Raw genomic sequence first — 12,745 nt, 5'->3', positions numbered from 1 at the left:
GTGGCCTGGAAGTGAGAGTTCAACAACAGAGAGCGGGAGAGAGTGGCGGCATTCCGCATAGAACAAGCCGAACCAAGACGCATGGAAGAAGAAAAATCCGGTATGGGAGACTGAGTGCTGCGCTGGCGCTTCTGGCACTGCTCATTATCGGTTTAACATATGCATTCATTGGCATGACGCACTGGATCAAGGATTATGTAGCACCTCCGCCAGTAGCTGCGATTGAACAGCCAACCAAGCTTGGCATGATTGAAATGACACCGGAGTCCAAAGAGGAGCCTGCGCGGTTCCAGGGTCAGGTGCGCAAGCTGGCATACATAACGTTTGATGATGGACCAAGTGTATATACCGATCAACTGCTGGATATTTTGAAACAGCATGAGGCAAAGGCAACCTTTTTCATGATTGGACGTCAGTTGAATCAACACAAGGAAGCAGTGGAGCGGCTTGTCAAAGAGGGCAGTTATCCTGGGCTTCACAGCATGACACATAACTATAACAAATTGTATAAGAGCGGAAGCTCCTCTAACTTTGTGAAGGAGTTCAAAAAGGAGCAGAAGATGGTCCAGGATCTGATCGGTTTTACGCCGCATCTGATTCGTGCTCCGTATGGCAGTAGCCCACAGATCGGAGAAGACTTCAGGGGCGACATTGCTGCGGCCGGATTCAAACTGTGGGATTGGACCACCGACTCCCTCGACTGGAATCTTCCAGGTCAGCCGGACAAAATCGTGGAGCGGGTTAGCAGCAGTGTGCATCGGGATAAGGAAGTGATTCTGATGCATGAGCGCGAGCAAACGGTACAGGCACTGCCACGCATTTTGAAGCTGCTTGAAGATCGGGGTTATGAGTTTGAGGTCTACGATCCGAATGCTCATTGGGTATCCAATTTTAGCGCAGACACCCGCCTGTAAGAATAACAACATAGCAGTTGCAAGAGAGGAGGCACCCCGAGGTGCTTAGAAGAAAAAAGATAGCTCTGGCCGGGGTCAGCATATTGCTGGCTCTGCTTGTCAGTGCTTGCGGAAAGCCGCAGGAACCTGCGGCAAATCAAGTTAATCAACTGATTCTTACCGATCAGGAGATGAACCAGAGCCTGAAGGAACTTGTTCATCATGAACGGGAAGACATGGAATTATACGGATCGATACTGAGTAAAGGAAAGAACAAAAACAGTAATCTGGAGGCCTTGCTCGATCAGGCAGACGGACATATTGCCGAGCGAAGAACACTGCTGGAACAAGCTGAAGCGGTGATGAGCCGGACTAAAGAACAGATGGAAGAGCTGCGAACTTCGTTGAATCAGTTATCTTTTGAGAAGGAAGAGAACCTGGCTCAAGCCCACACGGTATTGGATCAGTATGAGCAAAGAGCTGCGTCATTTGAAGCGTTTGTTGCCTCCTACAGGCAGAGCCTTGATGCGGACGAGCAGTTATATGGATTGATGAGAGGCAGTGTGGAGCCCAATCTGGTCAAAATCAAACGTGCGATTCGGGAACGGAACAGCCAATATGCCAAAGTTGCCGAGTTAAGACAGCAGTTCAACAAGCAGACAAAAGCTTTTAACGGAGCCAACGCGAAGCTTGTGCAAATGGAGCAAGCCGGCTGAGTATTCATGGTGTCAAAGAAGCATTGAACACTTTCGATGATTGAGCGACGGGTCAGCCGTGTAAGTAATACTAAGCTGTCAAGTTAACAAGTCAGGCAACATGGACAAACATCATTGCGTATAAGCTAACGGAGGTGTTCATATGCGAAATACTATGAATATTAGTGCATCATTACTTGTTTTGGTTATGGGATTCTCGCTTGTGGCCTGCGGCAACAGTAGCCCTACTGCTCAGCCACCCGCGAATAATACAGAAGAACAGACACCGGCACCAGGGAAGCAGCCTGAGGAAAGTGCTGTGATTGAAGCGGAAGGCATTTTGACCGGATGGGCAGATCCGCACACGGTTGAAATTCGTGTGAAAGAGGAACCGATGTCTTTCCAGGTGGGTGAAGATCTGCAGAAATCTTTGGATGACATTGACGATGAAGATTCCGTTCAATTCAAATATGTAGAGAAAGCCATTCAAGGCGATACAACGATTAAACAGCTGGTGCTTACGGAAATCGCCAAGGTCGAGTCCAATGATGGTAACGGTACGAATGCAGGTGGTAATGTTACATCTAATCGTGCCAAAACATCCGAGCTGGAAGTGACCGTGGAAGGCATGACCGAAAAGCGCCCGGTTACACTGGCTCAAGGCAAAGGGTATTCATTATATGTGTTTGAACCAATGGTTTACGATGCGGATGATCATGAATTGACCATGAAGATTGATCCGGATTACGAGGTAGAGATTGACAAGCTGCCTTCGGATTATAACCTGAAGGAACTGAAAGTGGATGCGAAGAAAGAGCTGTCAGAAACCGGAGCGGTCAAGCAATTAAGTGAGGAAAAGCTTAGCAACGGCCCGATGAAAGAGGCAAAATTGTTCATGATGTCTCAAAACAATAAGAAAACAGAGTATTTCATCGTAAAAGAGCTGGATGGCAATGGCTTCGCTTTCCATATCCATGCACCGGTTGGCGAACCTTCAGAGGGCTTCCTGCCTATGGTTTATGCCTCCATCAATTCCATCATGAACGAGTAAGCGTGCTTCGATATTAAATAGGTATGTCGTGAATTTGAAAAAGCCGGAAGGAACGATGCGATAAGCATAGGTTCCTCCCGGCTTTTTGTTCGTATGTCTATTCAGTTTGCGGGATCAAACCCATTGACCTATTGTTAATCAGGTTAAGATGGTTGATTCCTGTCGCCCTTTGAGCTCTTCATAACGGGCAACGGCATGCTGATGAACGGGATGTTCGTCGGGAATTCCCATGCGCTCACGAATGAAGGCAGAGACGCCATCTTCGCGAATCAGGTGTTGGAGCTTTATGGCTTCCTCGTCATGTTCATGATTGAACAGCATCGCGGCTGCCATAGCGGAAGTTAAATGAGGAATTTCAATTCCGAATTCGCTGGCCTGCATCGCTGGGCGAACAAGCCGGTCGTAAGGCGATAACTTGCGAAGGGGCGAACGTCCGACCCGTGTTACCTGATCCGTCAGGTTCGGATTGGCAAAACGTTCGAGAATCGTATCGATATATTTGCTGTGTTTCTGTGGATTAAAACCGTGCTTGGCGATGAGCATGGCTCCGGTTTCTTCCATCACTTTGCGTACCTTGGCACGAAGAGGTGCATGACTCATAGCTTGCCGGATCGTCTTAAATCCTTCAAGATATCCGAAGTATGCGGCAACGCAGTGACCGGTATTTACCGTAAACATTTTGCGCTCAATATAAGGTTCAAGAGAGTCCACGTAGTGCACACCTTCAATTTCCTTAAATCCTTCCAGCAGTGCAGGGCGATGAACCACCCATTCATAGAAAGGCTCAACGGTAACTTGCAGCGGGTCTTTATGATCCTGAGCGGGGACGATGCGGTCAACCGCTGCATTGGGGAATGAGACATAACGTTCTGCTTTTTCACGGGTTTCTACATCCAGAAACGGATATACCCGTTTTTTCAGCCGAGTGCTGCCTCCGATGGCATTTTCGCAAGCGATAATGTGAAGTGGTGCAGAATTATTATTTTTCATACGCAGATAGATGCCTTTGGCGATCGGTTCAGCGATATCTTCCAGCGCCGATACACCGACGGCTGTTGTGATCAGATCTGCTGAAGCAATCACTTCAGCAACGCGATCCTGTTCGCCGACACTAATGGCGGTTACGTTATTCACAATCGTTGTATCCTGATCCGCATTTGCGAGGGTAATGGGATATTCCTGCCTCTTTTGAAGCATGGCGATTTTCTTCGGGTTACGTGCGACAAAGCAGACTTCATAATCGGAAGCGGACAACATATGACCGATAAATCCGCGGCCAATATTGCCCGCACCAAAATGTACAGCTTTCATGTGTGAACTCCCCCTTTAAAGTTTGAAATGCGAAATTCGTTCAGTCTTTAGACCGTAGTGACGAGTGGTTTCGAAATCAAATCGTTAAATTCGAGGTCGGTCAGGCATGACAGCCGTTGGTGAGGCATATCGAAATCAAGTGTCCCGGTAATGGTATTCGAGATGACAACGCAGTGAATACCAGCCGCAGCAGCTGCACGCGCGCCGTTAGGTGAATCCTCAATCGCTACGGCTTCGTCTGCAGTTACTCCAAGGGCTTCAAGTGCTTGATTGTACAATGCAGGATCAGGCTTCACATGGGCAACATCATCTGCGGTGCGAATGACTTCAAAGTAATCCTTCAGCTTGAGCTGCTCCAGATGCTGTTCAACCCACTCTCGTTTGGAGCTTGAAGCGACAGCAAGTTTCAATCCAGCTTTGCGTGCAGCATCAAGGTAGTTCTGGATACCGGGTCTTACCTGTTCTTTGTTCATTAATGCTGCATGATGCAGCTGAACAGACTCCCTGAACGCTTCCCGATCGATCGGAAGATTCAAATCTGTGATGAGGTACTCATAAGGATTAAATGTTTTCAGACTGGTACCGATGCATTGCGAGTACATCTCCAGGGTTAAGTTTACGCCGTGTTCCTTGTAGGCATCACGAAAAGCAACATACCATGCTGTCTCCGTATCAATAATCGTTCCATCGAAATCAAAAATCAGTGCCTTAATCATAAATTTGTTCCTCCTGTTTCAGAATTAGTTTTGGGATAAAGCTAAATGAATTTCTCTGCAAATACACACCGTAATCTTTTAACTTGCGGTACATTAGTTGACGTGAAAGCAAAGTTATAAATATTAATTTGGGAAAAAACAGGTGTATAAGCTAATAAAACCGTAACATAGGACAAACGGAAGGGTCAAGCGCGTTATGATTGTTTACATGGAAAATTTGCACATGGATGAGATGTTTTCAGAAAATGATAAAAGTGGAAAAGCGTTATACCCTTTGCGTGTAAGCGGTGTACTGAAAAACCTGTATTTCAGTGTGAACCTATTAAAATTCTTTACGCCATATCAAGCCATGTGGGAGAATGGAAGAAGTTATTTGAGAGTTAAATCGCGGAGGAGGGATCGACGATGCTGCATAAGGATCGTTTCCAAGGTTGTTTCATTGGGCTTGCCGCGGGAGATGCACTGGGAACCACAGTGGAATTCAGCAGTCCCGGCACATTTGAGCCTGTTACCGATATTGTGGGCGGCGGGGTATTCGATCTGGCGCCTGGACAGTGGACGGATGATACGTCGATGGCCCTGTGTCTGGCAGAAAGCTTGGTGAGAAAAGAGAACTTTGATCCCGGGGACCAGATGCGCAGATATACGAATTGGTATCAGGTGGGTTATATGAGCAGTACGGGAACCTGCTTTGATATTGGCGGGGCTACTCGCAGTGCCCTTGAAAGGTTTGCAGCAACCGGTGAAGCGTATAGTGGTTCAACCAACCCGATGACTGCTGGGAATGGATCAATTATGCGGCTCGCACCTGTAGCCATGGCATATGCCAACCAGCCGGATCAAGCAGTGAGGTATGCTGGGTTGAGTTCCAGAACGACACATGCCGCCCTTGAAAGTGTGGAAGCATGTGAAGTACTGGCGGCAATATTGGTTGCAGGACTGCGCGGAGCGGACAAGGATGTCATGTTACGGCCTGATACCTGCCGTCAGTGGAGGGAAGAGAAATCTTTTTCGCCAGCGATTGAAGAAATTGTCCAAGGATCATACCGGGATAAAGTACCGCCTGATATTCAGGGAAGCGGCTATGTTGTTCGTTCACTTGAAGCAGCGTTATGGGCATTCCATCGATCATCGACCTTCGAAGAGGGTGCGCTGCTCGCAGTGAATCTGGGTGATGATGCGGACACCACGGGAGCGGTATATGGGCAAATCGCCGGAGCGTATTATGGATTAAGCGGCATTCCGGCACACTGGCGAGAGAAGCTGGCCATGCAGGATACGCTGGGCGAATTGTCAGAGGCATTGTGGTCAAAGGCGGAAGCTAGATAGAAGAGACAGGAGAAGAGAACATCATATGCGTAAGACAGATTCATCTCAAACGGAATCGCAAGTTACGAAATCTGCTAAACGAGGGGCGTTTCCTTTATCCCTTTTATGTCTGACGGTAGGGGCTTTTGCCATTGGCATGACAGAGTTTATTATTATGGGCCTTCTGCCCAATGTAGCGACGGATTTGAATGTGAGTATCCCCCAAGCAGGGCAGTTAATTACGGGCTACGCGCTTGGTGTGGCGGTGGGTGCGCCTATACTAACCGTGTTCACGCACAAGATTCCCCAGAAAAAACTGCTCGTACTGCTGATGTGTATTTTTATCATCGGTAATGCATTGTCTGTTATTGCACCAACTTACGGGTTGCTCATCTCGGCACGTATTCTAACGGCATTTGCCCACGGTACGTTTCTGGGTGTAGGCTCGCTGATGGCAACACGATTGGTTGCACCGGAGAGAAGGGCAGGGGCAGTATCCGTAGTCCTGGCTGGATTAACGATTGCCAACATTATCGGTGTGCCGTTTGGTACCTTCATTGGGCAGCAGCTAGGATGGCGGTCATCGTTTGGAGCTATTACCATTCTGGGCATCATCTCATTGATTGGTATCATTCGTTTCATTCCGGTGATTCAGCAGGGACCGCCAGCAAACCTTGGCCAGCAATTCCGGAATCTGGTTCGCCCCCAAGTGTTATTAATATTGCTGATTGGTGCGCTGGGCTGTGGAAGTCTGTTCGCTGTGTTCACCTATATAACACCAATGCTTGTCGATATTAGTGGTTTTGCTGAGCAGAGCGTGACCTGGATTCTGGTACTGTTCGGTGTCGGCGTTACTTTGGGTAATATACTTGGTGGTCGTCTGGCAGACTGGAAGCTGATGCCTTCCTTGATGGTTAACTTCGGTATATTGGCAGTTCTGTTGGCGGCCTTAACGTTGACGCTGGATAATCCGTATCACGCGGTAATCACCATCTTCTGCTGGGGCGTTGCGGCTTTTGGTATTATGCCAGGGTTGCAAATTCGAATTATGAATATGACTCGCGAAGCACCGCTGCTGGCGACAACGTCGAGTCACTCAGCCTTTAATCTGGGCAACGCAGGTGGTGCCTATTTGGGCGGGTTTGCAATTACGCATACGGGGCTCATCTCGGTACCGTTATATGCAGCAGTTATTGCAGCACTTGGACTTGTGGGATTATTCGTTAGCGTGACAATGGAACGCAAAACGAGGTTACCGGAAATCGCCGATGCTGTAGAGCCGGCACCAGTGAATTAAATATAGACAGGTAGATGCAGCCTTCACTCCGCATTAACGTGTGGGATGGAGGCTTTTCTATGGAAGAATTACAGTTCCAACTAGAAAAAGACAAACCAGCCAAGTTACAGTATTATTGGTATATCATAATAATTAGAAGGAAGGATTTCAATTTGAACAAAACATTTGCTATGTTAATAAGCTTCTTATTAGTGTTTCTATTTATAATCCCAATAAGTGATGCGAATGCAGCCGGGTCGAGCACAGTAACGACAAAAATTTACTCGTATAAAGGGCAAAAGTATGTTCAAATTATTGGCGGCGAACAAAAGGTAATTGATAAAATAAATAAAACACTCAAAATCCATGCCGTAAATGCCGCTATACAGAATACATATCTAAAAAAACAGCAAGATTACTTTTACTGGAATACCACTGCACAGACTAAATACAATCAAAACAACCTACTATCTATTGTATATACAGATTATAATTTCAGAGGCGGCGCGCACGGGTATGAAGAAGTAACGACTTATAATTATGATCTAACAACAGGAAAACGCCTCTACTTGAACCAGGTGGTTCAAACCAATAAACAAGCTGTTAATCTAGCTGAGGGTATTGAATCAGACCTAAAGAGTAATGAGAATGTTTTCCCGGAAAGTTTTTATAACTTTCCCTTGTCGAATACATCTAGCTTTTACTACCAAAACACAGGAATTGTCTTGGTATTTAATCCATACGAAGTTGGGCCTTATGCGGCCGGATTTATAGAGGTAAAAGTTCCTTTCTCCAAAATTCAGTCTGAACTGAGCAGACCATTTTTTGATTTAAATAAAAACTCCATTCAAGAGTTGAAGAGTGGGAGAATACCGGGGTTTGAAAATATAAGTTTTGGACAAACGAAAGCAGAAGTATCGAAAGCGCTGAAAAGTTCAGATCGTGAACCCTATTATGAACCGGAAATGGGAGGACTTTTCTGGATATTTGAAGGGGTAGAGTATGCTTCCTTTAATTTTGGGGAGGGAGACACAGACCGTCTTGACCATATTTATTTGAGTTGGAAAACTCTCCCTATGAAAACCTTCAGTGACATTGAGAAGATATTGGGAAAAGGTCAAAAGGGTGTGAACCCTGATATTCAAGAAGAATATTTACTCTCCTATCGTTTTGGGGATACCCGGGTCCATTTCGCCTCCAATTCAACCGAGGGAATCATTCATGGCATAACAATCTCACATTACTAGAAAAAGATGCTGATTTTGTACTCTCCAAGTGTCGGGGCGGAAACATTGTACCATAGAAAGTCGCTAATCTAGCGGCTTTTTTACTTTCGTTGTAAGAGCTGCTATTTATTATTTCCAGTTTCCACTCGAACCTGAAAGGATCGTTACTGTGAGAAAAATAATTAATTATATTCTGATCTTGCTGATCATTTGGGTAGCGCTATTGTATCCTATTCGTTCTGCGTGGTTTGAAGGTGTAAATCAGATTTCTGAAGATCTTCATGGTATTTATTTACTGTTCTTGTTCTTTGGATATCTTATTTGTTCATCTGGTATGGGGCTTATGCTTTACAAGGTGTGTTTTAAACGAAAAGAATAGTAATTACAGCAGTTGATATCATTCATTTTTCCAAGGAGAAGGTGACAACTTGTACTACTACAAAGGTGCGTTCAGAGAAACGGACAATTTTATTTATTTCAAAAGCGATGTTCAATTAGCCGAGAATGATGTCGTAATATTTGGTGAGAAGAAGTATTTTATTGATAGTGTCGAGAAAGAATTCCTCATCCTTCAAAAGGTGGGCTCCATCGTTTCAGTGAGTGTATGAAATCTTCGCGGAAACATTTCCTTTTTCAAGTGTACGTGCACTTCTGGGCACACGCCTACATACAATAAATCGACCCTGTTCCCACATGTGCTCAGGCCAGATCGTTGTAAAACTGCAGGAGGTGTCATCTGTGCCCGGATTGTTTACCGCAATTGCCCTGTTCATCAAAGAGTTAACGTTGCTCGTCTCGTATGTCAAAAATAATGCATTTCCCCAGCCACTGGCTGAGGATGATGAAGCCAAACATTTACGCCTTATGGCTGAAGGCAACGCACATTCGCGTAATTTGCTTATCGAACACAATCTGCGCCTCGTCGCGCATATCGTCAAGAAATTTGACAATACTGGCGAAGACCAGGAAGACCTGATTTCGATTGGAACGATTGGTTTGATTAAGGCGATCGAAAGTTTTCAACAAGGCAAAGGGACCAAACTCGCTACGTTTGCTGCCCGTTGTATCGAAAACGAAATACTTATGCATTTGCGTTCCTTGAAGAAAACACGCAAAGACGTTTCCCTTCATGATCCAATCGGAACGGACAAAGAGGGCAATGAGATCACCCTTATAGATATCCTCGGAACAGAAGCCGACGACGTTGTAGATAAGGTGCAACTCAAGATTGAAAAAAGCAAGATTTACCGCAATCTCGACATCTTGGATGATCGGGAGAAGGAAGTTGTTATTGGACGATTCGGCCTGGAGGCAGGCGGGGAAGAACGCACCCAACGCGAGATTGCCAAGGAACTTGGCATCTCACGCTCCTATGTATCACGGATTGAGAAGAGGGCGCTAATGAAGCTGTATCACGAGTTTTATAAGGCAAAGCAGTGAGATAATAAGCTACAAGGTAGTACTGATAACAATAGCGTTTAGAGGAAGCGACTTGTCTGCGGATGAGTTGCTTTTTTTGTTTTAGTTGCTGCGCAAATCAACGAGTTCGAGTACTGCGTACCACTGGAGACGTGGCAGGGATTTGCGCGTTATATTCAGTCGCATTGATTTTAATTCATCCGATTTAACCATTTCAGGATGATCTCCACAACTTCCAAATATCGCTGGCCGACGAGCAACCCGGTATGGGTTGTATCCCACAGCCCTGCATATTCAGCGCCAATCTGTTCTGCAGTCAATTGACCTCTTCGCTCCTCATCATCGGATTCTACGGCTTTGATGACCAGACTCGGACATGTAATTAAATTGCCGTTGATGGATACACCGCCGCTTGACCCAAATGCCGCCGAGAACGTGAGAAATGCCTTCGATGACTCCATCTGCAGATATTTACGCTGAAATGCAATGTCCTCCGCAGTTTCATCGATACTGCTATGTTCTTCACGGGCCGGGGGAGGGAGGACAATGTCAGGTGTAATTCGATCATTCTCAGGATAGGGAATCAATTGATGAACTTCCTGGCTTAGACTGGAATCAATCACGACCAATCCAGCTAACGCAATCGTCTCGGCAATCTTCTGACTGAGTATTCCGCCCATGCTGAAGCCGATGAGAACAGGAGGTGCTGTGCACTCTGCCAGAACTTCGCGGATATCCTCCAAATAATCCTCAAACGTAATTTTCGTCATGTCCATTACCCGGCTTTTGTAATGACTTCTGAGGTTCATAACGTAGCAGTTCCAGCCTTGTTCAACGAAGTGGGGGATATATTTGCTCCACATCCAGCTGCCTGTATATGCGCCATGAACAAACAAGAGAGGTGGCTTTGTTACTGAATTTACAGAGTGGGGAGCCGTATCACCTTCATATATTTCAAGGTACAAATCATGTTTTCCTATCGTTTTGACTTCATGTTTAGGTAGCAATTGAGTAAAATCGATCATTAGGACAATCCTCCAAAATTAGTTTTATATCAAACTATCACTCCAAAAAATTAGAAGTTGCCGTGAATTTTCATCAAAATTCGAAGCAGTTCCTTTTTCTCCGCTTCAGTAACATCCGCATAAAACGCGTCTAGCAAGCGCTGCGAGATATCTTCAAAGGCTGGTTTAAGTTGTTCTCCTTTTGCAGTCAATGTCACATGGACAATCCGTGAATCTGTTACATCACGTTCTTTGGCGACATAACCGTTGCGCACCAATTTGTCGACAAGCGCTGTGACCGTGGACTTATCCTTGCCGATTTTTTTGGCGATTTCAGCCATGGTCATTCGGGAGTTGTTGTACAGGGCGTAAATGATATCCCCATGGGACGTGGCCAGATCCTGAATTCCCTGCTCAGCCATCTCGGATAAAATGAAGCGGTTGACCTTCTCTTTAATTTTGGATATGAGTGATATAGCGTCTGTCGTTTTCATATTTGTAATATAGTTTGTTATCAAACTAATGTCAACCTCGGATTTCAATATTGGTGTGTAAAGGAGATAAAAAAAGAGCAGCTAGAATAATCACCTGCTCTTTTGGTTGTATTCGAATGTCCCTTTTTTTGTATATTTATAATTGACAAAGATAATCATTCTCAATTATAATCCGAGAAAATGCTTTGTAAACAGCTAAATTTTTATTATTCAAATTCAAGTGGAATTGATGGGGGAAGAGATGGCACAGACGGCTCAAATTCAGAAGCAGCGTATGGGAAAAAGGGAGTCCCTGATTTACAGCAAATCCGGTTTTGCAGTATTGATTGCCGCTTTAATCATCGTAATGGTTATTTCGGTTGGAATTGCAGTATCCATTGGACAGGTGAGCATTCCACTCGCTGAGTCTTATCGCATTCTGTTGTACAAATTAACCGGATTTCAATTCGGCTCTACGCCGATTGAGGCGGGGTCTTTTACGGATATTATCTGGCAGATTCGCTTTCCGCGTGTACTGATGGCCATGTTTATCGGTGCCGGGCTAGCTTTATGTGGTGCAGTTATGCAGGCTGCCGTGCAGAATCCACTTGCAGACCCGTATATACTGGGGATCTCCTCAGGAGCTTCACTCGGGGCCACGTTTGCCATTCTGATTGGATTCGGCGCAATTGGTTGGCTTGGTCAGACCGGGGTGGCTTTCTGGGCATTTGCCGGTGCCATGGGGGCGTCCTTGCTGGTCCTGGCTCTGGCAGGTATTCGGGGGAAAATGACATCGGTCAAGCTGGTGCTTGCCGGAATGGTCATTAATGCGCTGTGCAGTGCCTTTTCGAACTTTATCATATATTTTGCTAACAATGCCGAAGGCATCAAGACCGTAACATTCTGGACCATGGGCAGTCTTGCCTCATCCGGATGGAACAAGCTTCCGCTGATTAGCATCGTTGTGCTCGTAGCCATTCTGTTCTTCCTATTGCAATCTCGGGTCCTTAATACGATGCTGCTGGGTGACGAAGCCGCGGTTACGCTAGGGATTAATCTCAGTGTATATCGCAGGTTGTATATGCTGTTAACGGCTCTCGTCACCGGCGTAATGGTGGCAAGCTGCGGCATGATCGGTTTTGTTGGATTGATTATTCCGCATATTGTGAGAGGGCTGGTTGGATCGGACCATCGTAAAGTCATGCCTGTATCCGTACTATTCGGTGCCATCTTCCTGATCTGGACGGATGTTATTGCACGATCACTGATTTCCAGCGTTGAATTGCCGATCGGGATCATTACAGCGATGATTGGTGCCCCGATGTTTATGTATATGTTAGTCAAAAAAGGCTACGGTTTTGGAGGAAAATAAA

13 protein-coding genes are annotated in these 12,745 nt (G+C 45.8%); 9 read left to right on the top strand and 4 right to left on the bottom strand.

Annotated elements, in window-relative coordinates; all coding sequences use genetic code 11:
- Positions 1-11: 11 nt before the first annotated feature.
- The 3 genes from BLS14_RS19840 to BLS14_RS19830 all read left to right on the top strand — a co-directional run bounded on the left by BLS14_RS19840 (position 12) and on the right by BLS14_RS19830 (position 2,639).
- The gene (locus BLS14_RS19840; protein ID WP_256336600.1) at positions 12-914 is read left to right on the top strand and encodes a polysaccharide deacetylase family protein; all 903 of its coding nucleotides are present in this window, start codon (positions 12-14) and stop codon (positions 912-914) included.
- Positions 915-955: 41 nt separating this feature from the next.
- Positions 956-1,609 carry a YkyA family protein gene (locus BLS14_RS19835; RefSeq protein WP_176854630.1) on the top strand — a complete coding sequence of 218 codons (654 nt, stop codon included), beginning with the start codon at positions 956-958 and terminating at the stop codon, positions 1,607-1,609.
- 142 nt (positions 1,610-1,751) lie between these two features.
- Complete coding sequence (locus BLS14_RS19830) at positions 1,752-2,639, top strand: hypothetical protein (RefSeq protein ID WP_072734570.1); 888 nt, start codon at positions 1,752-1,754, stop codon at positions 2,637-2,639.
- 138 nt (positions 2,640-2,777) lie between these two features.
- Here the strand turns inward: BLS14_RS19830 and BLS14_RS19825 are convergent, their stop codons facing one another.
- A complete protein-coding gene (locus BLS14_RS19825) occupies positions 2,778-3,950 on the bottom strand; it encodes a mannitol-1-phosphate 5-dehydrogenase (protein WP_072734569.1) in 1,173 nt (390 codons plus the stop codon).
- A gap of 47 nt (positions 3,951-3,997) precedes the next feature.
- Positions 3,998-4,666, bottom strand: a complete 669-nt coding sequence (locus BLS14_RS19820) for an HAD family hydrolase (RefSeq protein ID WP_072734568.1) — start codon at positions 4,664-4,666, stop codon at positions 3,998-4,000.
- 405 nt (positions 4,667-5,071) lie between these two features.
- Between BLS14_RS19820 and BLS14_RS19815 the strand changes: the two genes are divergently transcribed.
- From BLS14_RS19815 to sigK, 5 genes are all read left to right on the top strand, one after another.
- On the top strand, positions 5,072-5,995 hold the full coding sequence (locus BLS14_RS19815) for an ADP-ribosylglycohydrolase family protein (RefSeq protein WP_090953556.1): 924 nt from the start codon (positions 5,072-5,074) through the stop codon (positions 5,993-5,995).
- 25 nt (positions 5,996-6,020) lie between these two features.
- Positions 6,021-7,271: an MFS transporter gene (locus BLS14_RS19810; protein ID WP_090953554.1), complete on the top strand. Its 1,251-nt coding sequence runs from the start codon at positions 6,021-6,023 to the stop codon at positions 7,269-7,271.
- Between the two features lie 59 nt (positions 7,272-7,330).
- Positions 7,331-8,497, top strand: a complete 1,167-nt coding sequence (locus BLS14_RS19805) for a DUF3298 and DUF4163 domain-containing protein (RefSeq protein ID WP_064636228.1) — start codon at positions 7,331-7,333, stop codon at positions 8,495-8,497.
- A gap of 407 nt (positions 8,498-8,904) precedes the next feature.
- Positions 8,905-9,084: a hypothetical protein gene (locus BLS14_RS19795; protein WP_063565447.1), complete on the top strand. Its 180-nt coding sequence runs from the start codon at positions 8,905-8,907 to the stop codon at positions 9,082-9,084.
- A gap of 130 nt (positions 9,085-9,214) precedes the next feature.
- Positions 9,215-9,916 carry an RNA polymerase sporulation sigma factor SigK gene (gene sigK / locus BLS14_RS19790; protein ID WP_064636235.1) on the top strand — a complete coding sequence of 234 codons (702 nt, stop codon included), beginning with the start codon at positions 9,215-9,217 and terminating at the stop codon, positions 9,914-9,916.
- A gap of 170 nt (positions 9,917-10,086) precedes the next feature.
- Here sigK and BLS14_RS19785 read toward each other — a convergent pair whose 3' ends face one another.
- Positions 10,087-10,920: an alpha/beta hydrolase gene (locus tag BLS14_RS19785; protein ID WP_090953550.1), complete on the bottom strand. Its 834-nt coding sequence runs from the start codon at positions 10,918-10,920 to the stop codon at positions 10,087-10,089.
- Positions 10,921-10,970: 50 nt separating this feature from the next.
- Complete coding sequence (locus BLS14_RS19780) at positions 10,971-11,393, bottom strand: MarR family winged helix-turn-helix transcriptional regulator (RefSeq protein WP_063568428.1); 423 nt, start codon at positions 11,391-11,393, stop codon at positions 10,971-10,973.
- A gap of 274 nt (positions 11,394-11,667) precedes the next feature.
- Here BLS14_RS19780 and BLS14_RS19775 point away from each other — a divergent pair, with 274 nt between their 5' ends.
- Positions 11,668-12,744 (top strand): FecCD family ABC transporter permease, encoded by a 1,077-nt coding sequence (locus tag BLS14_RS19775; RefSeq protein WP_205412067.1) that lies wholly within the window; start codon positions 11,668-11,670, stop codon positions 12,742-12,744.
- Position 12,745: the final 1 nt, after the last annotated feature.

Origin of the sequence: Paenibacillus sp. OK060 (assembly GCF_900101205.1) — a bacterium.
Taxonomy (GTDB): Bacteria; Bacillota; Bacilli; order Paenibacillales; family Paenibacillaceae; genus Paenibacillus; species Paenibacillus marchantiae.
This window is presented reverse-complemented; position numbering and strand designations above follow the sequence as displayed.

Bases quoted from the DNA above. Each gene is read 5' to 3' on its own strand.
- BLS14_RS19830 (WP_072734570.1), top strand. From the start codon at position 1,752: ATGCGAAATACTATGAATATTAGTGCATCATTACTTGTTTTGGTTATG.
- BLS14_RS19825 (WP_072734569.1), bottom strand. From the start codon at position 3,950: ATGAAAGCTGTACATTTTGGTGCGGGCAATATTGGCCGCGGATTTATC.
- BLS14_RS19820 (WP_072734568.1), bottom strand. From the start codon at position 4,666: ATGATTAAGGCACTGATTTTTGATTTCGATGGAACGATTATTGATACG.
- BLS14_RS19815 (WP_090953556.1), top strand. From the start codon at position 5,072: ATGCTGCATAAGGATCGTTTCCAAGGTTGTTTCATTGGGCTTGCCGCG.
- BLS14_RS19810 (WP_090953554.1), top strand. From the start codon at position 6,021: ATGCGTAAGACAGATTCATCTCAAACGGAATCGCAAGTTACGAAATCT.
- BLS14_RS19805 (WP_064636228.1), top strand. From the start codon at position 7,331: ATGGAAGAATTACAGTTCCAACTAGAAAAAGACAAACCAGCCAAGTTA.
- BLS14_RS19785 (WP_090953550.1), bottom strand. From the start codon at position 10,920: ATGATCGATTTTACTCAATTGCTACCTAAACATGAAGTCAAAACGATA.
- BLS14_RS19780 (WP_063568428.1), bottom strand. From the start codon at position 11,393: ATGAAAACGACAGACGCTATATCACTCATATCCAAAATTAAAGAGAAG.
- BLS14_RS19775 (WP_205412067.1), top strand. From the start codon at position 11,668: ATGGGAAAAAGGGAGTCCCTGATTTACAGCAAATCCGGTTTTGCAGTA.